Source organism: Streptomyces sp. NPDC050743 (genome assembly GCF_044456925.1).
Classification (GTDB): Bacteria; Actinomycetota; Actinomycetes; order Streptomycetales; family Streptomycetaceae; genus Streptomyces.
This window is the reverse complement of the sequence record NZ_JBITGJ010000109.1, coordinates 1-21992: the sequence shown is the minus strand read 5'-3', so window position 1 is coordinate 21992 and position 21992 is coordinate 1. Positions and strand designations below refer to the sequence as shown.

Genomic DNA, 21992 nt, shown 5'->3' with positions numbered 1-21992 from the left:
CCCGGACGGTGCCGAGGGCGTAAGACCACCCGAGCCGCCGGCTCCGGCGGCGGCCTGAGCCGTAAATCCCCGCTCAGCCCTGGAGGGTGACGCATCCCCTCCCTCAGGGAGGGGAGCCTTCAATCTGATCCCGTCCTTGGCCAGCTCGACCGCCCAGGTACGCGTCAGCTGTTCCAGGGCGGCCTTGGTCGCCCCGTAGTGGGCACCGCCCGGGTGGGGGCGATGGCCGTAGGTGCTGGAGACGTTGATGATCGAGCCCTTGCTGCGGCGCAGGTGAGGCAACGCTGCCTGGGCGAGCATGGTAGGGGCAATGACGTTGAGGTCGAACAGGTCGGTGATGCGCGAGCGTGTCACCTCGTCGAACGAGACACGTGCAGTGGCGCCAGCGTTGTTCACCACCACGTCAAGCTGCTTCCATCGGTCGATCGCCGTACTGGTGATCAACTCAGGGGCATGCTCCAAGCGAAGGTCAGTAGCGAGAGTCGCTATGCCTGGGTGCATGGCGGCAGTCTCGTCCAGGGCCACCTGGCGTCGGCCGACACCGAGGACGTGCGCCCCCGCCTCGGCCATCGCGACCGCCGTTGCCCGGCCGATCCCGGTACCGGCTCCGGTGACGATGACGACGCGGTTATGAAGGGGGCGAGTGTGCTGGTATTCCATCAGGGAGTCTTTCACTTGCTGTTCGACTGGCGTCTGTGGCCGCTGCCGGGTACGAGGACGTAGGTCTCTGCCAAGGCGTCTGCAGTGGTTGATCACTTCAGAACCACTGCAGGTACTGCGGCAGGCCGCCGGAGCGGATGCCGAGACCGCAGCAGCGCCCCTCGGACCGACCGCCGCTTGCCCGGCGATCCGGTCGGTTCTCGCCCTTCTTGAGGGCGTCGCCGGTGTGCATGCGCAGGCAGAACGCGCAGCCGTTGATCTGGGAGGTGCGGATCCTCAGCAGCTCGACCAGGAGCGGGTCGAGGCCCGCTGCGGCGGCGCTTTCTCCCACCTCCGAGGACAGGGCGATGAGGGTCTTGTAGGCGGCCGGGTGCTGCTCGCCGATGTTGACGCGCTGGGAGTCGGTCATGGTTTCGTTCGGTTCCTTCATGTGGCGTGCGCCGTGCATTGCGGGCACGCGTCCTGATGGCGGGCGCTGTGTGGTTTTGGCAGGGGCAGAGTTCGTGCGGACTGTTGCCGCCCACTGCGTGCCCCGGGCTATGACTTGGGGTCGTCGATCTTGAGCTTGTCCCCGGTGTTGGAGACGAAGACGACCAGGAGCTTGGCGGGTTTGGTCCGGCTGGTGTTCTCGGTGAGGACGTGGTGGGCGCCCGGCTGCTCGACCCAGTTCTGGCCCTGGTGGTAGGTGGTCGCGGGCTTGCCGTCGAGCTTGCTGCGCACGGTGCCTTGGAGGACGTAGGCGTAGACGAACGCCTGGCCGTGCCGGTGCGGCAGCGCGCTTGCGTTGGGCGGGAAGTCGACGATCGCCGAGGTGAACGTCTTGCCCTTCACATTCGGAAGGGCCTGCTGGAGCAGCGGCTTGAGGGTTTCGGTGGGGCGTGTCGATGCCGCGGCCGCAGGCGATGCCATGGCCGCGGTCGTGCCCTTGGCGTGGGTGGGCCGGTCGGAGGTCGAGCAGGCCGTGGCCGCCGTCAGCGTGGCGACGGCCAGGAAGCCGGTGGCGATTCGCATTCTGATCACGAGGGGTCTCCTGGTTCAGTCTTGCGTGACGCGGATGATCGTCTTGCCCGGGGTGCGCTTGCCGGGGGCGAACGCGGCCGGTGCCTCGGCGAGCGGCCGCACAGCACCGACGACCGGCTTGAGCCGGCCGTCCCTCAGCCGGGTGGCCAGGTCGGCGAGGCGGGCGCGGTCGGGTTCGACGACGAAGAAGACCGCCCGCCCGTCCTTGGGCTGGACCGTGGGCGGCATGACGATGGTGACGAGCGTGCCACCGGCCCGGACGAGGGCGGCCGAGCGGTCGAGGATGTCGCCGCCGATCACGTCGAACACGACGTCGGCCTCGCCTGCGTCCTCCAGCTTGTCGGCCTGCAGGTCGATGAAGGTGTCGACGCCGAGGGCGAGTGCCCTGTCCCGGTCGCGGGCCCGGCCGGTGCCGATGACGCGGGCGCCGGCCTCGCGGGCGAGCTGTACGGCGATCGAGCCGACGCCGCCCGCGGCACCATGGATCAGGACGGTCTGGCCTGTGGTGAGGCGGCCGTGGTCGAACAGGCCCTGCCAGGCGGTCAGCCCCGAGATCGGCAGTGCGGCGGCCACGGTGTGGTCGATGTCCGCCGGCAGCGGGGCGAGGTTGCGGGCCTCCACCGCGGTGTACTCGGCGAGGGCGCCGTCGCGGGCCCAGTCGGCCAGGCCGAACACCCGCTGTCCGACGCTCAGCCCGGTGGTGCCGTACCCCAGCTCCACGACGACACCGGACAGCTCGTGCCCGGGCACGCTCGGCGTCCGGTCGCGGCCGGCGCGATCGGTCCACGTGGCGGGCCAGTCCAGCTCTCCGGGGGTGAAGCCCGCGGCGTGCACCCGCACGATGACGTCGTTCTCGGCCGCATGAGGGTAGGGCATGTCCGTCAGGGACATCCCGGCAAGACCAGCATGACGGTCTCGCACAGTGATGGCTTGCATACAGGTCCTTACTGGGAGGGGCGACCCGAGCGCCCAGCGCACTCGCGCGCAGGGCTCAAAGCGGCTGCAGGTGGATGTATGCCGTTCTGCATGATCGATCTCACCTGCTCGCGCGGATTCCTTCGTCGCCCGTTTTCGCGTTCTCAGCAGGGAGACGAGGCAGCCCCTGCGGATGTGACGGCTCAGACGCGCACGAGTTTGTCGGGGTTCATGACCCGGCGGTACGCGGTGATCAGACCATCTGTGATCTGCACCGTGTCGACGGAGTAGACCCGGCCTTCCCGGTGGAACACGAGGGCCGGCTCGCCGCCCACCTCCGCGAAATCGATGCGGTCCGGGCGCCACTGACGCCCCGTGCGCACCATGACCTCGGCGACGCGCTCGCCGCCGTGGATGAGCTTGCGTGCCGCCAAGACCTTGCCGCCGCCGTCGGTGACGTAGACCGCGTCCGGGTGCAGGAGCCTGACCAGGCCGGCCAGATCCCCGGCCTCGTAGGCGGCGCGGAAGATCGTGAGGACACGTTCGCGCTCCGCCTTCGACGCCTGCGGCGTGGACTTTTTCGCTTCGGCCACCCGCCGTCGCGCCCGCGAGGCGAGCTGCCGGGCCCCCGGCACGGAGACGTCCAGCACTTCGGCGATCCGGCCGAACTCAAGACCGAAGACATCGTGCAGGACGAAGGCCACCCGCTCCGGCGGGCTCAGCTCTTCCATGATCAGGAGCATCGCCGAACCGACGGACTCGTCGACGAGTACCGGCTGCGCGGCGTCCGGCCCGGTCAGCAGCGGCTCCGGCAGCCACGGCCCGACATAGGTCTCCCGGCGGAAACGGGCACTCTTGAGAACGTCGTACGACCGCCGCGCGGCCACCGTCACCAGCCAGGCCCGCAGATCACCGATGTCCCGCAGATCCGCTCCGGCCGCCCGCAGCCACACATCCTGGGTGACGTCCTCGGCATCGGCCACACTCCCCAAAAGCCGGTAGGCCACACCGAAAACGGCGGGCCGGTGCCTTGCCCATCCGGCTCCGAGCGGGTCGTCCTGCTCAGACCGTCGGGGCCCGTGCCCGTCACCCTCACCCATACCGATCGCAACCTCCTCCACCGCGAGAATCCAGCGTAGCCATGCGCACTCGGGATCTGGCTGGCCGATGCGTAGGGCGCGAGCGTGTGCCGTGCCCATCAGCATGCGGCTGGGGTCCGCGAGCAGGGTGACCTGCAGAAGGAACCGCCGGGCGGGGGGACTCGCCGCAGTTCGAACCGGTGCTGGAGAAGATCCGTGCGTCCCGCATAGGGCCGGGTCGGCCGGGCGTGCGCCTCTGGGAAGAACCGCGCCTACCTGCGCCACCGGGGAATCCGCTGCACCATTGCGGACAAGGCCGACCAGGTCCGCAACCGCAGGAAGCGCGGGTCCAGCGGTGGCCGGCCACCGAAGTTCGACCCAGAGGACCACAAGGCTCGGCACGCGGTCGAGTGCGGCATCAGTCGTCGTCGAGTGACATCGAACCGTGGCCATCAGGTACGACCAACTCGCGGTCCGCTACGAGGCTACCGTCCTCGTTGCCGCCATCAACGAGTGGTGGTGACGTACTGGTCCGACGACAACTCGAACACCCGTACTCGCCGACCACCGGTGGGATTGACGGTCTCACGGACCAGATGCATCCCCAGTTTCGTCATGATGCGTTCGGAGGCGTCGTTGCCCACTTGAGTGATGCTGACGATCCGCTCCAGCCCTCGCTCTTCGAACCCGAACCGTACGGCGGCCGCAGCGGCCTCGGTGGCCAAGCCCTGCCCCCAGTGGGAACGCCCCAGCCGCCAGCCGACCTCAACCGCCGGCAGTACCTCCGGCAAGAAGTCGGGCACCGACAGGCCGGTGAACCCGGCCAGTTCACCAGTGGACCGGATCTCCACGGCGAACAGGCCGAAGCCCTGCGACTCCCACTCGCCCTCCCATGCCTGGATCCCGCCGCGAGTCTGCTGTTCGTCTCGGACGCTGCCGTCACGGATCCACCGCATGACCTCGGGGTCGGCATTGATGGCCGCCATGGGCGCAACGTCTTCCTCGCGCCAGCGACGAAGGATCAAACGGGGAGTCTCCAGCGTGACCATCCAGTCATTCTGGATCACAGATGGGCTCACCGTCATCCTCATCAGCGCCTGTTGCTCAGGGGTGGGTGAGCGCGCCGATCACCCAGGGTGTGGTAGCCGATCTAGCCGGCGGCGGGGTGGGTGCGGGCCAGGAGAAGGGCGATGTCGTCGTCCACCGGGCCGTCAGGGGCCAGGGTGTCGACGACCGATGTGCATAGGTCGTCCAGACTGGAGATCGGGCCGGCGAGAGCGGTGCGCAGCCGCTGCAGTCCCCGGTCGACGTCGTGCTCCATCTCGATCAGACCGTCGCTGTACAGCGCTATCACGCTGCTGCCCGGTAGCTCCACGTCGGTCGATTCGAAGAAGCCCAGTCCCAGGCCGATGGGTGCCCCTGGGGGTATTCCGGCGAAGTCGACCGATCCGTCCGGGAAGATGATGGCGGGTGGGGGATGGCCGGCACTGGACATGGTGCATCGCTGAGATTTCGGGTCGTACACAGCGTAGAGGCACGTGGCTGCGAAGGCCGATGGTGCGGAGGTGCCGTCGTCGTAATGGTCACGGGTGATGTCGACGGCGAGTTCATCCATGAAACGCAGCAATTCGGCGGGCGGTAGTTCCAACTTGCTGAACGCACGGGTGGTGGCGCGCAGACGTCCCATGGTCAGGGCCGCGTTGATGCCGTGACCGACGACATCTCCGACGATCAAGGCCACGCGGGAATCAGACAGTTGGATGACGTCGAACCAGTCGCCGCCGACGCAGGCGTATGTGTCCGCGGGCAGGTAGCGGGTGGCCAGCTCGACTGTGCTGCCGCCTGACAAGTGGTGCGGCATCAGGGCGCGTTGTATCGCCAGCGCGGCGGTTCGCTCTCGGGTGTATCGCAGGGTGTTGTCGATGATCAGTGCGGCCCGGGCCGCGAGTTCCTCGGCCAGCGCAAGGTCTGCCCTGCTGAACGGGGCCGGGTTCTCGCTGCGTACGAAGACGGAGATGCCGAGCATCGCACCGCGGGCCTGCAGGGGGACGATCATGAGGGAATGCATTCCGGTCTGGCGGATGACCTGTGCCCGATCCGGGTCGTGGTCGAGCCAAGTGCCGGGGGAGGTGTCGAGAACAGGCTCGAAGTAGGACCTGCGATTCTTGAGTACGGCGGTGAAGGGGGACGCCGGCGGAACATAGACCGGTGTTCCGCGCGCCCAGAGAGACTCGCGAAGATCGTCGTGGATGGAAGCGGCGCCGGCGCGGTAGAAGCCGGGGACGCTCGTATCGGTGGACCTGAGGCGTCTGAGCGGCTCCTTGTCCAGCGGCACGGCCTCGACGAGGTCGATGGTGACGTAGTCGGCGAGCTGGGGTACCGCTGTCTCCGCCAGTCTCTGGCTGGTGACCAATGGATCCACATCCGTGCCGATGCGGCTTTTCGCTTCGTTGAGCAGACGCAGACCTCCGATTTGGTGCCCGGTGCTGGCCTGCACAGCCGCAGAGCAGACGCCCACTGGTCGACCGTCCGGTTCATCGAGACGGATCAAGGCAACACGGTAGTAACTGTCAGGGGCGCGAGCCTCGGCCGGCCACAGTTCGTACCCGAGGAGCGGCACCCCGTCGCGCAGGACGCGGGCCATGGCGCGTTCCAGACACTCCGGGTGACGAGCGCGGAGCAGGTCGGTGACATAGCCGCCCAGTTCCGGCTCGGAGCTGTAGATGTCCTGATGGTGAACGCTGTCGTTGAACCAGGTACAGCGCAATTCCCGGTCCCAGATGACCAGGCTGATCGGCGAGTGGTGAACAAGCGCATGCACCGCAGCCGGATCCAGGACAGGCCGGCCAAACATGGTCGGCCCCCATACGAGCCAACCCGCGCCGCCGTCAGCGTCCAGAGGGGTGACCTGCAGACCCGCAGTCGCCTCATGGCCGTCGCGGCGGCGGATCCGCACCCGCCCTGACCAGGGGCTGTCGGCGAAGACACGGGGAATTTCCGGGGCGCCGGAAACCAGTAGCCGCTGGGCGGGACTATGAAGCGCTTGGTCAGCCGAATAGCCCCATAGGCGCTCGGCGGCCCCCGTCCACACGGAGACCGTCATGTCAGCACTGATCACCGCCAGGACGTCACCCGGTTGCACAGCCCACTCTCCAGCTGCGGAGCTCGTAGAACCATTGGTGGACACACTGCCACTATGCCGCGCATGTGCCGCCCCCTCCAGAGCAGGGGACCACTGCTCGGCGACCGCGATGACAGTGTTTTGGCGCGGCAGACGGGCGGCCCTGTCACCGGGGACCGCGGCGGGAACGGGTGCTGCTGGAGTGCCCAGCTCGGCCCCGCCCACGGCGGCCAGGACGTGCCGCCCTGCGTCGCGCCCGCCCGCGCCTCCGACGGTCAGGAGGACCGCCCCCAGCAGCGTGGCCTGCCGCACCGTGTGGTGGGCGGACCGCATGCCGCCCATGCCGCCGGCCAGGAACAACGCGGTGATCTCGAGTCCGCCCGCGGCTCCCTGGGCGACGTGCAGGACGCCGGTGACGACTGAGGAGGTGAGCGTGAGGAGCAGCCCCGTGACGACCGGCTCGCCATGAGGGTGGGTACGTCGCCCACAAACCGGCGCCGGGAATCCTGGGGGACTCCGGCCTCGGGGCGGAGGGAGACAGGGGCGCCGACCGGCGACGCCACCCGTCTCGGGGATGAGCCAGATCGCCCGAGGCGTCGGCGGCTAGGCCCACATTCGTGCCGACCGCCGTCACCCTGGTCCCTGTCTGCGGGTGTCTCGCCGGGGAGAAGCCGACCAGGCCGGCCGCCAGCCCACTGATGGCGGTCCAGGTGGCGACGCCCTGCACCGCCCTTGCGATCATCAGGGACTGGACACCGCCGGCCGTCCAGCAGGTCGCCGTACTGGCCGCCGCAATCAGAAGTGCGGCAAGCAGCACCGGACGGCGTCCCAGGCGGTCGCTCGCGGACCGAGGGTCGGCAGCGCACCGAGCAGCCCCACGACGTACGCGGCGAAGACGACCGTCGCCATGGTGGCCGAGGAGTCCCAGTGCTCACGGTAGAGGGGATAGATCGGTGAGGGTGCACCTCACAGCCGCCATCAGCACGACGGTGGTGACCGTCGGAACGGTGTAGGCGGCGAGTTGTCCCAGACGACGAGGTCTGCGCAGGGGCCGAGCGGCTTCAGCGGCACGCCCGTGGCTGCAGCCGGTTCACTGCGACCACGGCGCATCGGTGATGCGCTCGATCACGGACGTGCGGTGGAAGCCGGGAACGAAGCGTTCCAGGTAGTCCGCATTGACGGTGCCGTACGTGGTGTCCGGACGGTCCTTGAGCCCCTCGACGAACGCCTGCACGAATTCCTTCTTGAAGTTTCCGCGCGGATGAGCGGCGACGATCTCGTCCACCTGGTCGCCCTCCAGGCCGTCCAGGCCCCAGCCGACCACGTCGGTCAGCACGCCGTAGTTCGTGGCAGCGATCTCCGGGCCCATCCGGCCGGGAATCCCGGGCGTCGTGTGCAGCGCGATCGCCGTCCAGACCACGTCGGCGGCGCTCTTGGAGAAGCCGCGGTCGAGCAGGAACTTGCGGGCGTGGTCGGCGCCGTCGAGCTCGAAACGCTGTTCTTCCTCGGAGAACGGGGTCAACAGGCCCGTGTCGTGGAACATCGCGGAAATGTAAAGCAGCTCGGGATCGGGCTGCAGGCCCAACTCGCGCGCGTGCAGGGAGGCGAAGAGAAAAACACGCCGGGAGTGATGGAAGATCAGGGGCGTGGTGGTTTCCCGGACGTGGCTCGTGGCCTCCGCCACGGCCGAGGTCTCGGGGATTTCCACCCCTGCGATGATGTCGGTCATGCGTCCGCTCTTTTCGATGCGATCTGTTGCGAGTGGACTGTGCGTCCGATGTCCACAGTGCCGACCACGCGGACTTCGGCACCGCATCGGTCCGGCCGTGAACCACTTAGATCCAGCCACTTCAGGATGGGACCGCGAGCTCTGACACGCATCGGACAGCGCCCCTCGCCCAATCGTGCTGGTGCCGGCGCCGGTGCTTACATCGCCTCCTTGACCGGCATGCGGACCGCCAACGGGAACGCCGCCATGTGACCCGCCCCAGCGCGCTTCCGTCGGCGGTCGACGGCACCTTCCGGGCACGCCGCGCCGGCGCGGAGGGCGTCCTCCACGGCGGCCGGGGCCGGTGCGGAGGGAGGGGACCGATGCAGTGGCCGAGGTGTGGTTCGTGGTCGTTCCCATGGTCAGGCGGCGGACGGAGTGGTCCGGGAGGAGACGCGTCCGGCCGGCGCGGGAAACCGCGTTTTGGTTACAGTCAAGAGTCGTAAAGAAAACATGTCATTGCCCTGCCCGGCGCCCCTCAAAGCCTCTGCGGGCAGCGGGCCGCAGTTCGCGTAGTGTGCTCGTGCTGCGGGGGAGCGCGGGTGGGCACCCCGGCTTCGGCCGGCTTGTGTGTTCGGAAGGGACGAGATGGCGAGGGCGAGGACGACGCGTGACGGTGAGCGGTCCGACAGGCACCAGGGTCGCTCGGGCGCGGAGCCGGTCGTCTCTACCGGCGGACGACCCCGGGATCCGGCCATCGAGGAGGCGATCATCCAGGCCACGCGCAAGCGGCTGGCCACCGATGGCTACACCTCCATGACGATCGGGGACATCGTCGCGGACGCCGGCGTCACACGGCCGACTCTCTACCGGCGGTGGGCGACCAAGTACGACCTTGTCATCGATGCCCTTGAGTACGGATTGCGCAAGCAGCGCGAGGCCTACCCTCCGCTGGACATGGAGCAGCTGGCCCCGCATGAGGCGCTCGTTGAAGCGGTGCGGCGTCTCGACCCCCGCTACCACAACGAGCGGGCCATGGCCCTGCACGGCAATTTCATGGCCGAGGTGGAGCGGGCGCCCGGCCTGCTGGACCAGCTGCGCGAGCACGGCGTGCACCCCCGGTGTGAGGAACTGCTGATGACGCTCGTCTCGCTGCAGCGCCGCGGCGCCGTGCGCGAGGACGTGGACCTGGACATGGTCGTCACCCTGTGCTTCGGAAGCTACTTCGCCGACTACCTCAGGACCGGCCGTGAGGTCGAGGCCGGCTTCGCGGAACGGGTCGTCGCCGCGCTCTGGCCGACGCTCTCCGTGGATGGTGAGGCCCGGCCCGCCTGACGAAGGTCCTTTCGGTCCGGGGGCCGAGTGGGCACGGACTCCGACCGGCACCGGCGGATCCGGTGCCCCTCGCCCCGGTGCCGAGAAACCGGCTCCTTTCGTTACAGCTGTTGACTGTAACGTAAAGGAGGTGCATCGTTTTCGGGGGAGACCCAGTAGCCACAGGAGAGGACTCCGCATATGAGTGCGGACAGCCGCAAGGCACTGATCGAGCGCAGCATCCCGTTCCTGGCCGAGGTCAGGAACCGTACGGCCGGCAAGGACCTCGAGAGCTGGCTGAACACCACCCACGGTGCCGGCAGCGAGTTGTACCAGGACCTGGCGCACCTGATCAAAATCGGTGTCCTGGAGGAGGGCTGGGCGGCGAACATCGAGGTCGACGGGGCCCGCTACCGCCGCAGCATCATCGCCGAACCGACGGCCGAGACCCACTACTTCAGCATCACCGCTGTCTACATGGACAGTGTCGAGCGCTACCGGGGCCAGTACCACGCGCACCCGTACGGCGAACTGAACCTCGTCGTCCCCGTCGATCCCGGAGCCGAGCTCGCGGGGCCCAACGGCTGGCAGGGGCCGGGCTGGACAGCACCCGCCCCGGGCAGTCACCACTACCCCGAGGTACGCGGAGGCGCGCTGATCGCCCTCTTCTACCTCCCCGCCGGACGCATCTCGTACGACATCCGACCTCCGCGGTCCGCTGGTGCAGCCGCCTAGGCCGGCGCCGCAGGAGCAGGTACGGCCCGGCGGCCGGGTCATTCTGCGCGGCAGCGGTCCGGCGATGAATCACTCACATCCAGAAGTCTGAGGAAGAGAACCGTGAGCTCCGGAACGCACCACCGGGTCACCCTCCTCGTCTACGACGGGGTGAAACTTCTCGACGTCGCCGGTCCCGCCGATGTGTTCGCCGAGGCGAATCGACTCGGTGCCGACTATCGGATCGCTGTACTGTCGGCGACCGGCGCCGACGTCAGGTCGTCGGTCGGCATACGGATCTCCGCCGACGGCAGCCCCGCCTCCGAGCCGGCCCCGGACACGTTCGTGGTGCCGGGCGGGGACGTCTATCCCAGGACCCCCATCGCACGCGAGTTGGTCGAGGCTGCGCGGGACCTGGCGGCCCGCTCCCGCCGTGTCGCCTCCATCTGCTCAGGGGCGTTCGTCCTCGGTGCCATCGGCCTGCTGGACGGAAAGCGTGTTACCACCCACTGGAAGATCGCGGGCGAACTCGCCGCCCGGTGCCCGAAGACCCACGTGGAGCCCGACGCCATCTACGTGCGCGACGGCACCACGTTCACGTCGGCGGGCGTCGCCGCCGGCATCGACCTGGCGCTGGCTCTCGTGGAGGAGGACCACGGATCCGAGCTGAGCCGGGACGTCGCACGCGCCCTGGTGGTCTACCTGCAGCGCGCGGGCAGTCAGTCGCAGTTCTCCGCCCCGCTGCAGGGTGCGCCACCCCGGTCTCCCGCCCTGCGCACAGTCGTCGACCGGGTCCTGGCGGATCCCTCGGGGAACCACTCCCTCGGCGAACTCGCCGAGCATCTCCACGTCAGCGCCCGCCATCTCACACGACTGTTCCGCGAGGAGCTGTCCACCACGCCGGCCCGGTACGTCGAATCGATCCGGCTCGACCTCGCGAAGTCGTTCCTCGCCCAGGGGCACACCGCGACCCAGGCAGCCGCCCTGGCGGGATTCCCGAGCTACGAGAGTCTGCGCCGAGTGTTCGTACGGGAGTTGTCCATCAGTCCCGCTGCCTATCAGCGCCGCTTCCGAACCGCTCGCCGCGCACGGACGGGGCGGTGACGGCAGGCGGGGCCAGCCATGCTGAAGACCGCCGAACTGGAGGCAGCACCGCGCCCCGCCGCCGGGAGGATCCGGGCTGCGATCAGGCGTCGCCGGACTCGTCGGCGGCGGTGAGCGGCGCGCCGGTCATGCGGCCGCTCGACGTCGTCCGTGCCGAGCGCGCAGTCGTCCTGCTTCGATGCGGGCTCCCTCGGCTGTCTTGAGGGCTTGCCGGGGGCGACCAGGTCAGCGCACGGCCTCGGCCGCCTTGCGGAGTTCTGTCAGCCTCCTCGGCATAATGCGAAATACGTATAGAACATGCATCGCTCTTGATAGGGTTCGCGTTATGGGTATGAGCCTGGAGGAGCGGGTGCGGTCGGCTGTGGCGGCGCTGCTCCATGCGGCCGGTGAGTCGCAGACTGATCTGGCTGCCGACCTGGGGGTGAGTCAGGCTCAGGTGAGTCGGCGTCAGTCAGGACTTGCCTCTTGGAGCCTGGCTGACTGCGACGCGGTCGCCGCGCACTACGGTATAGATGTCCTTGATCTTCTGGCTGGACCCACCCGGGCTGCCGAGGCGCTGCCTGCCGAGCGCCGCCGCGTTCCCGGCCGCCGTGCTGTCACCGCAGGCGCTGCGAGCGCCGACGGAGGGGTGTGATGACGGACTTCGGTGCGATCGACGCGCTGCTGGCGGGAGTCAAGAGAGAGGTGGCGCTGCCGCCGGTGGAGGAGCGGCGCGCCCTGCGTGAGGCGCTGAACGTCTCGCGCGTCCAGCTTGCGCAGGCCCTGGGGGTAAGCCCGTCCACGGTCGGGGGCTGGGAGTCGGGGCGGGACCCCAGTGGCGAAGTGCGGGAGAAATACGCGTACTTCCTCACGGGTGCGCGGACCAAACTGGCCGCAGATGAGCCCCCGAAGGCCCCGGCCGACGAGCGCGAGGACATCGTGCCTGCGCAAGCCGAGCAGGACCTCGGCTCGGGTGACGATGTCGAGAAGCTCGCCGTGCCCCGACCGTGCGTGCTGTGCGGGCAGCCCGCCCACCACCAGGTCGCGGGATTCTCCCAGCATCTGGACCCCGACGACTGCGGCATCGCCAAGCCCCCGCCGGCGATCGGGCCAGCCGTGCCGGAGGAGCCGGCTCCGCAGAAGCAAGCCGGGCGTGCGGAACCCGCCGGCCGCCCCGGGCAGCAGGAGCGCGGGGTCAGGGTCGTGCCTGTCGGCCGCCGGCTGACGACCGCCGACTCCCCAGACCTGATCGGCTCCGCCGTCGCGGCCGCGCTAGCCGAGCATTCCGGCGATGTGGAGGCGGCGACCAAGGCGCTGGTGAAGCGGGCGATCCCGGACGCGATGGCCCTGCTGGACCACAGCCGCAAGGGCGGCCGGTACGAGGTGGTCGCGCATCCGTGGCTGCCCGACGTCCTGCGCAAACAGTCCTCCCGCGGCGCCGACCAGATCTGGGAGGCCCGCCCCAAGTGGGCGAGGCCCGAACTGCCGCCGGGGGAGCACGAGATCACCGCGCTCGACGTCAACGGGGCCTATCTGAGTGCGCTCAAGACCCATCTGCCGCTCGGCCAGCTGGAGCACTCCACGGGTAACCATCACGACCGGCGCCGCGCCGGCGTGCATCTGATCACCCCGCCCGACTGGGCACACGACGCCTACCTGCCGAACCCGATCGGCAGCCGGGACGAGCCGGGCCCGCTGTGGGTGACCGAATCCACCCTGCGCCTGCTGCTGCGGATCTCGGGACCGAAGTACGCGCTGTGCGACCCGCCGGAGATCCACGAGTCGTGGACGTCCGGGGCCACGGAGGGCCTGCTGGAGAAATTCCGCGTCGCCCTGAAAGATGCCCGGGACCGGGCGATCGCCGAGGGCGACGAAGTGACGCTGGAGTATGTCAAGGCGATGTACTCGAAGTTCGTCTCCACGCTGGGGGAGTCCAACTACAACCGTGAGCTGTACCGCACCGACTGGATGCACATCATCCGCTCACAGGCCTTCGCGAACCTGTGGTGGAAGGCCCACCGCGCGTATGACGAGGGCCTGATGGTCGTCCGGGCGATGGGTACCGACGAACTCCACGTCATCGGCGACTGGCGTACCGTCTTCCCTGAAGGCCGCGGCGTCGCCGAGGTGAAGGTCAAGGACGTATACCGCGTCGGCACTCCCGAGACGACGGACTGAGGAATCGGCGACGGCCGTACGGACAGGTGGTGACCCTGGATGGGATGCGCCGGTGAAACAACTGTGTGGCATCCTGTCAGATTCCGGCACAAAGTACTGGGATGGCGGACCGTTTCAGCCCTGAATTCCTGTATGATTGATCTATGGAATTTTGGGTCTCGTGAGTGCCCGTCAATGGTTCGTGGGGCGAGGGGTAGAGGGTGCCGGATAGGAATATCGAGTTCGGCAGATACGGGGCCAGTGGCGTCAAGGGGCATGAAGCGGTGGCGCGTCAGCTTGATGCGTTGGCCAATTTCATTGCTACCCCAGTCTCACAGCGGCGTGGCTTGCTTGCGCGGCTGCACTATCTCACCCGGACCGATCGAGCCCGTCAGGCGGCCCGTGAGGTCGGTCTCACCGTCAGCGACCGGACGATCAAGGCGTGGCTGGAGGGCAGGCGCAGTCCGTCGAAGAAGAATCTCCAGGCCATCGAGGTCGCTTACCGTTCGGTACGTCGCCACAATGTGGCCAGGTATCTGCTGGCTCGATTGAACCGCCAGGGCCGTGGAACGCGTGTTGAGTTCCACCCGCTCAACCAGTCGCAGGTTCCGCGCCCGCGCCAGCGGGCCTTGTCGTTCCGCACTCTCAACGTGCGCCACTGGGATCGGATCGTGGAGGCATGGGCCAACGACGACGACGAGGCTCTGGACCAGGCCTGGGTCAGCGACGCGGTGGTGGACCTTGGCTCCGAATGGGGTCAGTACGAGTACGTCACCACCATCGGATTCGCCGCCTGATGCCGGGAAGGAGCCTGGGTTCGTGCCGTTGCCAGGCGTTTGTGTGGGCTCGTGCAGGTGAAGCTTCCGGTCAGACGGATTGATCTAGGCAATCGGTCCGTCTGCCGGAGCTTCACTCATTCGGGGTCGCGCCACGCCGCATGCTCACCGGTCAGCGCCGACGTCAGTCTTGACAATGCCTCCGACAAGGGAGCGGTCGTCTTTTACGGCACGGTCAGCGTCGCCGCGATCCGGCTGTGGATCCGTTCGTGAGAACGAGGAAGGAGAACATGCTCAGCTTTTGAGCACGATCCACACCGCGACGCCGAGGAAGATCCCGCTCCCGGCGAGCGTGCTGATGTACATAGGCCGGAGGTGCTTCCGGGTGAACACCCTGGCGTTCTTGGGGTCTTCGGGCAGATAGACGACCGGGAGCTGGGTGCCAAGGTCCAGCCCAGCCCCGTCCCCGTCGCCACGGGTGTGAACCTGACGGGTCGGCCCTGCCGGTCGGTGAACTCGATGACGGGCGTCGAATTATCGTCCGCCAGCGCCAGGTACTGGTCCACCACCACCCCTCCGGGCGTGGACGCCGTATCGACGCAGCCGCGCTTGCAGCCGCGCCTCTCGCACACCGCCCGACAGGCACAGCAGGCTCGCCAGGCTCGCCAACACGACACAGAACACGTCACGCGCCGTCATCTGTCCCCCTGCTCTCCCTCGCCCAGCGCCACCCGCCACGGGCCGCGTACCAGGGCACATGGAGCACGGCATGAACGTCCAGGTCATCGCACGGCCGGACGGTACCCACTCTGGTTCTCGCGTGCGACGCCGGGGCGCACCCACGACCTGACCGCAGCACAAGCCCAACATGCCTTCGCACAGCCGAATACCTGGCGACTGCTGCGGCGGGGCGGTTGCTCCACCCCGCCGCATCGGCACCATCCTCCAGGCAGTCCACACCCTCCTGACCTGCACGTACTCAGGGCAGAAAGAGATTCAGTGCTCGCAGAGGGAGAATTCTCGTTCGTAGAGCTGCTCGTTGTGTTCGTTGACGAAGAACTTGCGTTCCTGCATGAGTTGTTCGCGGTAGTTCTTGGCCTGTTCAAGCGTCATGGTCGAGGTGTCGGACCATGGTTGTTGCGGGGGAACATCGGATGTCGAAACGATCCTTTCCGACGGGTCGACCAGGAAGAACGCGAGAATTTTGCGATATCCCGGGCGGGTGTGGTCCAGGAGGCGGAACGAGCCGACGCGGTGTTGCAGGATGTTCGGGAACGCCAGGCAGCGGCCCGCTGGGGTCGATGCCGATCCCAGCACCTGGTTCAGTGCGTCTTCGTCCTCCAAGCCATAGACCTCACGCAGACCGTTGTCGTCACTCTGTTCGTAGTCCGGGTCGTCGAGTGCCGCCCGGAAACTCAGCCGGCTTTCGGTGATGTTCTCGCTGTCCCAGTAGTAGATGCCGGTCGCGACAATCCGCTCGTTCAACATCCCCTCGACATGCCAGGAACCGCCAGGGTACTCGGGCTTGTCCGGGGTGAGATGAATGGTGGCGAGCTTGACGATGACCTGGAGTCGGCGACCCCGCAGGTCGACTCGGGCGGATTCATCAGGCAACTCGGGCGGGGTGAAAACGGGGGCGTCCGGGATGACCGGGCGGCGGTTTTCCCACCAGTCGTCCTGGGCCTCTTGCCATGCACGGACGGCTTCTGCGTAGGCCCCATCATCACCGTAGGAGGATCTGTCCGGGTACTCCGGCTTCGAGTCGTACCATCCGAATGGATCGGCCTCGATCCGCAGGGGGCGCGGATGGTGCAGATCGGTGAGTACGTTCTCCAGCAGCGGGCGCAAGCGCGCGAACAAGTCTGGCAGGACGGAGGCTAGTTCGCGATGATTCTCGGGGTGGACGTTGTTGACGTACGAACGGAAGGCGACATCGCCCTCGTCACTGACGTCGACGTCCGTGGGCAGCCACTGGAACTCCTCCGAGAATTCGTACCTCGAGTAGCGGTCCGTCGGGTTCCGCCAAGCCCCCTCGGGCGCGCCGCTAACCTCTCTCACCAGGCAGAACAGTGAGGGATGAACCAGATCCAGTACCTGGCCGTCGGATCCGGGATGCCAGTCCTGTTCTGCTTCGGGGACCTCTTCCAGAACCCGAACCGCCTCACGCAGCCGGGATCTGAGCTTGTCGTCGACCAGTGTGTCCGACTGCCACACCCCGTCAACGGCGGACACCTCGACGCCGGTTCGCTCGTCCCGCAGCGCGGCGTAATGCACCAGTTCGGCAAGCACGTAACGAACTTGCGCTTCGGTGAGGCCCTGGGCGACCGCTTCTCGCGTCCACCTGGCGACGATGTCGGCATCGTTCATCTTGTCGAACCACCCCGGCTTCGCCCGAATGTGTGAGCTGCACTGCATCATCTGAAGTTCCCGCAGCGTTCGCGGTGTCGCGAACGATATGGAACGGGAAGCATGAAAGGGCAGCGGGAAAGCAGGCAGGCCGGTCAATTCTCTTGGTCCTCCCAGTCGGTGTGCGGTGGCGGGAAGGATACTTCAGCAGACTGACACCGGCGGCTGTGGCCCCTGTCAGCGCTGCTCCGGAGGAGTCAGGGCTTCGACTTGGTCGCGTGATGCCCGGACGACCTCCGCCCGCCAGGCAAGTTCACCCCCGCCAACGCAGGATGAAAGAGGTTCACTGGAAGGCAGTGGTGCCGCTCAGCGCAGCGTCAAGTGCACCAGGTCGATCTCCTCATCACGAGCCCGGGCGAAGCACCGGCTCTCTCCCGTGATGACGAAGCCGCACTTCTCCAGCACGCGGATGGAGCCGGTCAGCGGCGGCGTCGGCGTGCAGCGGCCGAGTGGGCTCCAGCTCGATCAGTTCGGCAAGGACCGCGATGGCAATGCCCTGGCCCCAGTGTGCTCGCCCGATGACGTACGTGACCTCACGCTCCCACGGCGGCCCGAAGACAGCGGCGTGTCCTGCTACAGCACCGTCGGCGAGAACGCTTGGCAAGATCACGGACGGGTCCGCGCGCACCCTTGCCCCGTGCTGGTCGAAGTGGCGACGGCCAAAGTGATACCGAGCGCCAGATGTTCGTCCGCATTGGCTCTCAGCTACTCCGCAAGCGCGTCCTGCTCTACTCATAGGACGCCCAAGTCACCCCGCATCCTCAGCAAATCCGAAATCTTCAGGAAAGCTCTCCAGGAACTCGCGGCGCGAAGGGTCGGTCTCTTCTTCGGCCATCGTTCCGAGGAGGTCGATGAACTCGTTGCGCTGATGGCTCGACAGCAGGCTCATCAGGTAGGCGACGCCCTCCAGGACCTTGACAGCGTCGTCTGGATCCATCTGCTCGTCTTCGCAGCTGTCGACGAACCAGAGGACATCGACCAACGCCTCCGCCAGAGCGTGGGTCAGCGACGAGTACACAGGCATCGGAACCGTCTCCCACCAGGTGTCCTACAAGAGATGGCCATCCCACCACAGGGCCGCAGCCGCTCGGAGGCAGCGGGGCAGCGGGCAGCGGCCCTTCGGGCTCGTCCTAGGCAGCCGTACGGCTCAGCCCAGGTCGAAGGTGTTGGGCAGTCCCAGCCGAAGACGCACCTCGTCGACCCGCTTCAGGGGCTCCAGTTCCGGCGGGCGGAACAGTTCCCAGACGCGACACCGCTCGACGCTCGAATTGTCTGCGTCGAGAAGGGCGTTGACCGCTCGCCGTGCGGACTCGTTGGCGCCCTCCATCGTCGCCAGGTCAACGTCCGTACGGACGAAGTCGCCGGCGAGGAAGAAGTTCGGCACCCTGGTGCGGGCCGAGGGCCGGTTGTAGAGGGTGCCCGTGGGATGGATGAGGAGCTGCTCGCGGTTGCGCGGGTCGGGGCCGCCGAGACCCGTCACGGCCGGGTCCATGAACCAGCCTAGCCGGTCCTCGTCGGTGAGGGTCGTCTTGCCCGAGTCGTTCAGCCCGTCCTTCAGCTGGGCCCAGAGTTCGGCGACGATCTCGTCCTTGGTGCACTCGCGGGCGGTCTTGCCGTACAGGATGCCGGGCTTGTCCCACTCGGAGATGATCGTGGACAGGCATTCACGGGCCCGTCCGTCCCCGTAGTCGCGCGAAAAGTCCCGTACGTCCCAGAACTGGGACTGTCCGATGCCGGTCACCGCCCAGGGTGAGTCGAGGCAGTTGATGTGCCCGTGCACGACGGGGGTGGGCGTGCGCAGATAGAACATCACGCCGGTCATCCAGTCCGTCTTCAGCGCGTCGCACCGGCCGAGCTGCGGGTCGGCCGCGCGCAGTGCGTGGCCCCAGGTGGCGCGGGCGTGTTCGACAGGCATCGCCGAAAGGTAGTGGTCGGCGGTGACCGTGCGCTCCGGGCCGCCGTCGCGGGGCGCGACACGGACGCCGGTTACGCGGCCGCCCTCGTAGACCACCTCCCGAACCTCCGTGCCGAGCACGAACTCGACGCCGAGCGAGCGCAGATACCGCTCCCAGGGATCGATCCAGGCCTCGCTCGTCGGGGCGTTGAGGACCCGGTCGACGTCGGCGTCGCCGTCCATGCCCCGGCCGAGCAGGCCCCACAGGAGCAGGGCCTCGATGATGACGCGGCCGACCGTTCGCGTGGAGGCGATCTCGGCGCGGGTGGCGACCAGATTGCGGGTCTGGCCGATGCCGAGGAGCACCTGGTACTCGGCGCTCATCTCTCCGGCCCGGATGAAGTCCCACCACGGAGTCTTCTCCCACTGGTCCTCACGGCGGGCGTCGCAGCTGGTGAGGTGGACGAGCAGACGGTCGGCGAAGTAGGCGGCCTCGTGGGCGGGCAGCCGGGTGCCGAGGTCGAGGACGGACAGGATCTGGTCGCGCAGCCAGGCCGGGGTGATGTCACCGGGCGCGGGCGGGGTGGTGACGCGGCGCAGGGGGAAGTGCAGGTCCGGGCGGCCGGAGCCGCGCGCGAACAGCGCCTCGGTACCGCCGCGGAGGTTGTCGTGGACGCCGCCGGCGTTGCCGGGGAAGGGGATGCGGCGCATGGTGTCCGGCAGATTGCGGTAGAAGCCGGGAAAGAAGCGGAAGCCGTGCTCCGCCGGAAGCGGGGCGCGACCACCGGCGGCAGTGCCGGGGACGTCCATGGAGCGGGCCTTGCCGCCGAGGGCGTCGTAGTACTCGTAGACGGTGACGGCATAGCCGCGTTCGGCGAGTTCATGGGCGGCGCTGAGGCCGGAGACGCCGCCCCCCAGGACGGCGACGCGTTTCTCGGACGCCGCGGCCGCGGCGCTGCCGACGGGCCATAAGGCGGTGGCCGCGACCGCTCCTCCGGCGACCGTCGCCCCGGCGGCGGCCAGGAAGCGTCTGCGGGAGTGTCCGGCGTTCTCCTCGGACTGCTGAGCGTGTTCTGTTGTCATGTGAACCGGAGCGTAGGCAGAGGCCCCGGGAGCCGGAACCCTGTTCCCGCGCCACCCACAGCATCCTCACAATCACAAGGGCTTGGCTGCCTCATCACACCGAATGGCGCAATCATGACAACCCCCACAGGACGGAGTGTGCCCTCCCGGGAAAAGCTGGATGTACGGAAGCGGCCGAGCGGACTGAGGTGATCGCTCATGGCAGACGAGAGTGTGGACTACCCGGGTCTTATCGTCCCCGTCGGGCATGTCGAGCCGGTGCCGAGGCGTATCCGTGCGCAGGTCGGCGGCCGGTGCGCATTCGACACCCGGCACGCGTTGTACGTGTGGGAGTGGCCCGGGTACCCGCAGTACAGCATTCCGCTGCGGGATCTGGCCGAGGGCGTCCTGAGCGACGACGGCCGTGCCGGGCGGCTGGGCCCCGGCCCGGCACGGCGGCACTCCCTGCGGGTCGGCTCGGAGGTCCGTGAGGGTGCGGCGTGGGTCTGGGGTGAGGGAGCCCCGGAGGCGCTCATCGGCACCGCCCGTTTCCGGTGGGACGCGATCGACGCGTGGTACGAGGAGGAAGAGCAGGTCTTCGTGCACCCGAGGAGCCCCTACACCCGGGTGGACGCGCTGCGCTCGTCCAGCAGCGTGCGCGTGGAGGTGGACGGCACCGTCCTGGCGGACGCGCCGTCCTCGGTGAAGCTCTTCGAAACCGGCCTGCCGACCCGTTACTACGTGGAGCGTGCCTATGTCGACTGGACCCTGCTGCGTTCCTCGGACACGGTGACTGCGTGCCCGTACAAGGGCAGGACCAGCGAGTATTGGTCGTTCGCGTGCGGGACCGTCGTCCATGACGATCTCGCCTGGGCGTACGACTTCCCGACGGTGTCGTGCGCCGCCATCGCGGGCATGGTCGCCTTCTACAACGAGCACGTCGACCTGTACGTGGACGGTGTCCTGCTCCCGCGGCCCACCGCCCTCTCGCGGGCTCAGTGGGACAAGCAGCAGCGGGAACATTCCTGAACCGCCACCGGTACATGGGAGGGCCGTCCGAGGGGTCCTCGGGTTCGCGAGCTGCGGCATTTTGTGGTGGGGCGGTGGTGCGGTGCTCGGTGGCCCACGTAGAGAGCGGCCTTACCACTTCCGCCACTTGTCGGTGAGCTGGTACCGGCCCAGACCGTGGCGGGCGGTCAATGCGACGACATCGACGCCGTGCTCGGTGAGCGACTCGTCGATGTAGACGCACAGCTCCTCGCGTTCGTCGGTTTCGAAGGCGTTCCCGTTGCGGGCTTCGTTCACCGCGTTGAGTGCCAGGATGACGCGCTCCACCACGACGAAGACCCGCTCGTCACTGGCATCGACAAGTCCGGGAAGCTCCGTCTCGAAAGCGTCGAGGACTACGTCGGTTGCCGTGAGCAGTTCCTCGGGGAACAACTCGGCCATGCAGGCGCACTCGGGGTCCAGGGTGGCGGCGGCAAGCTCTTCGGCTTCCTCCGCTATGCCGTGCCGCCAGCTCGTAGTCGGTCTCTCAGCCATGGGCAGGACCGTACAGGCCAGGACTGACAGCACGGCTGCTCACCAGCACGACTGACGCCCACGCTCGGCGCGCGCCGGCCGTCCCGGATGGGAAGTCGCGCCTGCCGTGACCGGGCACAGCGGTCCTACAGCTTGGTCATCTTGGCGTACGGGCTCAGGATCCGCACTTGCTCCGACCCGAAATCCACGAGCACCGCGATTCCATCCTCGACGCCGATCACCCGGCCGAGGCCGTACACATCGTGCGTGACCTGGTCGCCCACGGCGAAGTGCTTGGGTGCCGGCGTGACCGGGGCCTTGAAGGGGCTGGTGGGTAGATGACGCTTCGGCGCAGCAGGCTTTGTCATTGCCTCCAGTATGCGTCTACCAACTGCGCTGGTGGCTACCTCGCGGATCGTTGAAGGCTCCCCTCCCTGGAGGGAGGGGGATGCGTCGCCCTCCAGGGTTGAGCGGGGATTTACGGCTCAGGCCGCCGCCGGAGCCGGCGGCCCCGGTGGTCTTACGCCCTCGGCACCGTCCGGGTTCCAACCTGCCCGGACCA

21 protein-coding genes and 1 pseudogene are annotated in these 21992 nt (G+C 68.0%); 9 read left to right on the top strand and 13 right to left on the bottom strand.

Features of this window, described 5'->3' with window-relative positions; translation table 11 throughout:
* From ACIBJF_RS44995 to ACIBJF_RS44965, 7 genes are all read right to left on the bottom strand, one after another.
* A partial coding sequence (locus tag ACIBJF_RS44995; RefSeq protein ID WP_399183174.1) for an SDR family NAD(P)-dependent oxidoreductase occupies positions 1-660 on the bottom strand: 660 nt, incomplete at its 3' end.
* 97 nt (positions 661-757) lie between these two features.
* Positions 758-1069, bottom strand: a complete 312-nt coding sequence (locus ACIBJF_RS44990) for a carboxymuconolactone decarboxylase family protein (RefSeq protein WP_399183172.1) — start codon at positions 1067-1069, stop codon at positions 758-760.
* Between the two features lie 128 nt (positions 1070-1197).
* A complete protein-coding gene (locus ACIBJF_RS44985; RefSeq protein ID WP_399183177.1) occupies positions 1198-1671 on the bottom strand; it encodes a cupin domain-containing protein in 474 nt (157 codons plus the stop codon).
* Positions 1672-1695: 24 nt separating this feature from the next.
* Positions 1696-2616, bottom strand: a complete 921-nt coding sequence (locus tag ACIBJF_RS44980) for an NADP-dependent oxidoreductase (RefSeq protein ID WP_399183170.1) — start codon at positions 2614-2616, stop codon at positions 1696-1698.
* A gap of 182 nt (positions 2617-2798) precedes the next feature.
* Positions 2799-3695: an RNA polymerase sigma factor SigJ gene (gene sigJ, locus ACIBJF_RS44975; protein WP_399183168.1), complete on the bottom strand. Its 897-nt coding sequence runs from the start codon at positions 3693-3695 to the stop codon at positions 2799-2801.
* Between the two features lie 485 nt (positions 3696-4180).
* The gene (locus tag ACIBJF_RS44970; protein ID WP_399183175.1) at positions 4181-4723 is read right to left on the bottom strand and encodes a GNAT family N-acetyltransferase; all 543 of its coding nucleotides are present in this window, start codon (positions 4721-4723) and stop codon (positions 4181-4183) included.
* A 101-nt stretch (positions 4724-4824) separates the two neighbouring features.
* A complete protein-coding gene (locus ACIBJF_RS44965) occupies positions 4825-6777 on the bottom strand; it encodes a SpoIIE family protein phosphatase (RefSeq protein ID WP_399183167.1) in 1953 nt (650 codons plus the stop codon).
* Between the two features lie 102 nt (positions 6778-6879).
* On the opposite strand from ACIBJF_RS44965, the gene ACIBJF_RS44960 reads away from it, so the two are divergent.
* Positions 6880-7218, top strand: coding sequence for a hypothetical protein (locus tag ACIBJF_RS44960; RefSeq protein WP_399183165.1), 339 nt, complete (start codon positions 6880-6882; stop codon positions 7216-7218).
* Positions 7219-7885: 667 nt separating this feature from the next.
* Here ACIBJF_RS44960 and ACIBJF_RS44955 read toward each other — a convergent pair.
* The gene (locus ACIBJF_RS44955) at positions 7886-8524 is read right to left on the bottom strand and encodes an HD domain-containing protein (protein WP_399183163.1); all 639 of its coding nucleotides are present in this window, start codon (positions 8522-8524) and stop codon (positions 7886-7888) included.
* A gap of 627 nt (positions 8525-9151) precedes the next feature.
* Between ACIBJF_RS44955 and ACIBJF_RS44950 the strand changes: the two genes are divergently transcribed.
* From ACIBJF_RS44950 to ACIBJF_RS44920, 7 genes and pseudogenes are all read left to right on the top strand, one after another.
* Entirely contained in the window at positions 9152-9838 is a 687-nt protein-coding gene (locus tag ACIBJF_RS44950; protein ID WP_399183161.1) for a TetR/AcrR family transcriptional regulator, read from the top strand.
* Positions 9839-10018: 180 nt separating this feature from the next.
* Positions 10019-10552 (top strand): DUF4863 family protein, encoded by a 534-nt coding sequence (locus tag ACIBJF_RS44945; RefSeq protein ID WP_399183160.1) that lies wholly within the window; start codon positions 10019-10021, stop codon positions 10550-10552.
* A gap of 102 nt (positions 10553-10654) precedes the next feature.
* A complete protein-coding gene (locus ACIBJF_RS44940) occupies positions 10655-11635 on the top strand; it encodes a GlxA family transcriptional regulator (RefSeq protein ID WP_399183159.1) in 981 nt (326 codons plus the stop codon).
* 325 nt (positions 11636-11960) lie between these two features.
* Entirely contained in the window at positions 11961-12269 is a 309-nt protein-coding gene (locus ACIBJF_RS44935; protein ID WP_399183158.1) for a helix-turn-helix domain-containing protein, read from the top strand.
* A complete protein-coding gene (locus ACIBJF_RS44930; RefSeq protein ID WP_399183156.1) occupies positions 12269-13792 on the top strand; it encodes a helix-turn-helix domain-containing protein in 1524 nt (507 codons plus the stop codon). Before ACIBJF_RS44935 ends, ACIBJF_RS44930 begins: the two co-directional genes overlap by 1 nt.
* 200 nt (positions 13793-13992) lie before the next feature.
* Complete coding sequence (locus ACIBJF_RS44925) at positions 13993-14568, top strand: helix-turn-helix domain-containing protein (protein WP_399183154.1); 576 nt, start codon at positions 13993-13995, stop codon at positions 14566-14568.
* A 733-nt stretch (positions 14569-15301) separates the two neighbouring features.
* A pseudogene (locus ACIBJF_RS44920) lies at positions 15302-15577 on the top strand (hypothetical protein); the annotation flags it as partial.
* Here ACIBJF_RS44920 and ACIBJF_RS44915 read toward each other — a convergent pair.
* From ACIBJF_RS44915 to ACIBJF_RS44905, 3 genes are all read right to left on the bottom strand, one after another.
* Positions 15544-17052: a DUF4246 domain-containing protein gene (locus tag ACIBJF_RS44915; protein ID WP_399183152.1), complete on the bottom strand. Its 1509-nt coding sequence runs from the start codon at positions 17050-17052 to the stop codon at positions 15544-15546. The pseudogene ACIBJF_RS44920 and the gene ACIBJF_RS44915 overlap by 34 nt on opposite strands.
* 649 nt (positions 17053-17701) lie before the next feature.
* Positions 17702-17977 (bottom strand): hypothetical protein, encoded by a 276-nt coding sequence (locus ACIBJF_RS44910; RefSeq protein ID WP_399183151.1) that lies wholly within the window; start codon positions 17975-17977, stop codon positions 17702-17704.
* A 123-nt stretch (positions 17978-18100) separates the two neighbouring features.
* Positions 18101-19930: an FAD-dependent oxidoreductase gene (locus ACIBJF_RS44905; protein ID WP_399183149.1), complete on the bottom strand. Its 1830-nt coding sequence runs from the start codon at positions 19928-19930 to the stop codon at positions 18101-18103.
* Between the two features lie 198 nt (positions 19931-20128).
* On the opposite strand from ACIBJF_RS44905, the gene ACIBJF_RS44900 reads away from it, so the two are divergent.
* Complete coding sequence (locus ACIBJF_RS44900) at positions 20129-20938, top strand: DUF427 domain-containing protein (RefSeq protein WP_399183147.1); 810 nt, start codon at positions 20129-20131, stop codon at positions 20936-20938.
* A gap of 111 nt (positions 20939-21049) precedes the next feature.
* On the opposite strand, the gene ACIBJF_RS44895 is transcribed toward ACIBJF_RS44900, so the two are convergent.
* Together ACIBJF_RS44895 and ACIBJF_RS44890 are read right to left on the bottom strand one after the other, a co-directional pair.
* Positions 21050-21451, bottom strand: coding sequence for a hypothetical protein (locus ACIBJF_RS44895; protein ID WP_399183145.1), 402 nt, complete (start codon positions 21449-21451; stop codon positions 21050-21052).
* 125 nt (positions 21452-21576) lie between these two features.
* On the bottom strand, positions 21577-21798 hold the full coding sequence (locus ACIBJF_RS44890; protein WP_399183143.1) for a hypothetical protein: 222 nt from the start codon (positions 21796-21798) through the stop codon (positions 21577-21579).
* Positions 21799-21992: the final 194 nt, after the last annotated feature.

Coding starts and splice junctions, on each gene's coding strand:
- ACIBJF_RS44990 (WP_399183172.1), bottom strand. CDS start 1,069: ATGACCGACTCCCAGCGCGTCAACATCGGCGAGCAGCACCCGGCCGCC.
- ACIBJF_RS44985 (WP_399183177.1), bottom strand. CDS start 1,671: ATGCGAATCGCCACCGGCTTCCTGGCCGTCGCCACGCTGACGGCGGCC.
- ACIBJF_RS44980 (WP_399183170.1), bottom strand. CDS start 2,616: ATGCAAGCCATCACTGTGCGAGACCGTCATGCTGGTCTTGCCGGGATG.
- sigJ (WP_399183168.1), bottom strand. CDS start 3,695: ATGGGTGAGGGTGACGGGCACGGGCCCCGACGGTCTGAGCAGGACGAC.
- ACIBJF_RS44970 (WP_399183175.1), bottom strand. CDS start 4,723: ATGGTCACGCTGGAGACTCCCCGTTTGATCCTTCGTCGCTGGCGCGAG.
- ACIBJF_RS44965 (WP_399183167.1), bottom strand. CDS start 6,777: ATGACGGTCTCCGTGTGGACGGGGGCCGCCGAGCGCCTATGGGGCTAT.
- ACIBJF_RS44960 (WP_399183165.1), top strand. CDS start 6,880: ATGTGCCGCCCCCTCCAGAGCAGGGGACCACTGCTCGGCGACCGCGAT.
- ACIBJF_RS44955 (WP_399183163.1), bottom strand. CDS start 8,524: ATGACCGACATCATCGCAGGGGTGGAAATCCCCGAGACCTCGGCCGTG.
- ACIBJF_RS44950 (WP_399183161.1), top strand. CDS start 9,152: ATGGCGAGGGCGAGGACGACGCGTGACGGTGAGCGGTCCGACAGGCAC.
- ACIBJF_RS44945 (WP_399183160.1), top strand. CDS start 10,019: ATGAGTGCGGACAGCCGCAAGGCACTGATCGAGCGCAGCATCCCGTTC.
- ACIBJF_RS44935 (WP_399183158.1), top strand. CDS start 11,961: ATGGGTATGAGCCTGGAGGAGCGGGTGCGGTCGGCTGTGGCGGCGCTG.
- ACIBJF_RS44930 (WP_399183156.1), top strand. CDS start 12,269: ATGACGGACTTCGGTGCGATCGACGCGCTGCTGGCGGGAGTCAAGAGA.
- ACIBJF_RS44910 (WP_399183151.1), bottom strand. CDS start 17,977: ATGCCTGTGTACTCGTCGCTGACCCACGCTCTGGCGGAGGCGTTGGTC.
- ACIBJF_RS44905 (WP_399183149.1), bottom strand. CDS start 19,930: ATGACAACAGAACACGCTCAGCAGTCCGAGGAGAACGCCGGACACTCC.
- ACIBJF_RS44900 (WP_399183147.1), top strand. CDS start 20,129: ATGGCAGACGAGAGTGTGGACTACCCGGGTCTTATCGTCCCCGTCGGG.
- ACIBJF_RS44895 (WP_399183145.1), bottom strand. CDS start 21,451: ATGGCTGAGAGACCGACTACGAGCTGGCGGCACGGCATAGCGGAGGAA.
- ACIBJF_RS44890 (WP_399183143.1), bottom strand. CDS start 21,798: ATGACAAAGCCTGCTGCGCCGAAGCGTCATCTACCCACCAGCCCCTTC.